Source organism: Psychrobacter sp. 1U2 (assembly GCF_051847575.1).
This window is the reverse complement of the sequence record NZ_JBPYDC010000395.1, coordinates 1-1,131: the sequence shown is the minus strand read 5'-3', so window position 1 is coordinate 1,131 and position 1,131 is coordinate 1. Positions and strand designations below refer to the sequence as shown.

Sequence of the window (1,131 nt, the reverse complement as noted above, 5' to 3'; positions counted from 1 at the left end):
ATATTTAACGGCTCATACTTACCCAATGATAGAAAATATGATGGCGAGGATCGCAGCAGCTTTTTTTATGATCACTACTGGTCATCAAGTAGCATCCCGCGTTTAAGTGGTGATGCCAAGTACAGCTATGTGTCTGATGAAGATTACTTAAACGACTTTGATACCCTTGGTTTGTCTGATAGTACAGTAAACTTACCGAGACGCGCTCGGCTCAACTATTACAACGACTACGTTAATGGCGAACTAAAGCTTGAAACCTTTCAAACACTTGACGCTTTTGATAACGATGGTGACGCGTTAGAAGACAAAGACAAACCTTACTCACGCTTGCCGCAGTTATCGCTCAATTATCGTCTGCCTTGGTTAGACGCCTTTGACATTACAGGCGTTCACGATTCAGCTTACTTCAAAAAATCTATTGATGATGGCTCTGAAGACGAAAAAAGCGGTATACGTGTCTATAACAAATTAAGTACTACTTATCCAATTGAAGCGGCATGGGGTTATGTAAAACCAAAGCTTAGTTTGCAACACTTATACACCTCTTATGATCAAGACAGCTTAGAAGACAACCAACTGAATAAAGAAGATGGTAGTCAATCGGTCTTTGTACCACAGGCCAGTATTGATGCTGGATTGCACCTTTATCGTGCAGGCTCACCTTTTGGTGCTTTTGACGACACCATGGGTGGATATCAGCTACTTAGCCCGCGTCTAAAATACACTTATTCGCCTTTTGAAGATCAAAATGATATACCCAACTTTAATACTCGTATTGCGTCTATCAATTATGAACAGCTGTTTTCGGACAGTTGGTTTTTAGGACATGACCGCTTGCAGGACTTGCATGCCATTACTCCTGGTATCAATTATCGTTACATCGATGCAACGGGCGTGACACGTTTTGATGGTAGCATTGCAGAGCAGTTCTACTATGGTGATGGTCGCGTCAATCTCGATGATCAAACGCCCGTATTTAACACGTCGTCCTCTGGGATGGTATGGAATGCTAGCGCTCAACCTTATAATAATGTGTGGGTTGATGTTAGTGGCGCTTTAAATAATAGCTATGATATTAACTACCTTACGACAGAATTGCGTTATCAGCCATCAAACAATAGCCTATTCAAC

The 1,131-nt window shown here is 41.6% G+C and carries 1 protein-coding gene; it reads left to right on the top strand.

The window, feature by feature from the left end:
- The coding region (locus ACS8FD_RS16095) for an LPS-assembly protein LptD (protein WP_439276586.1) at positions 1-1,131 on the top strand (1,131 nt) is incomplete at both ends.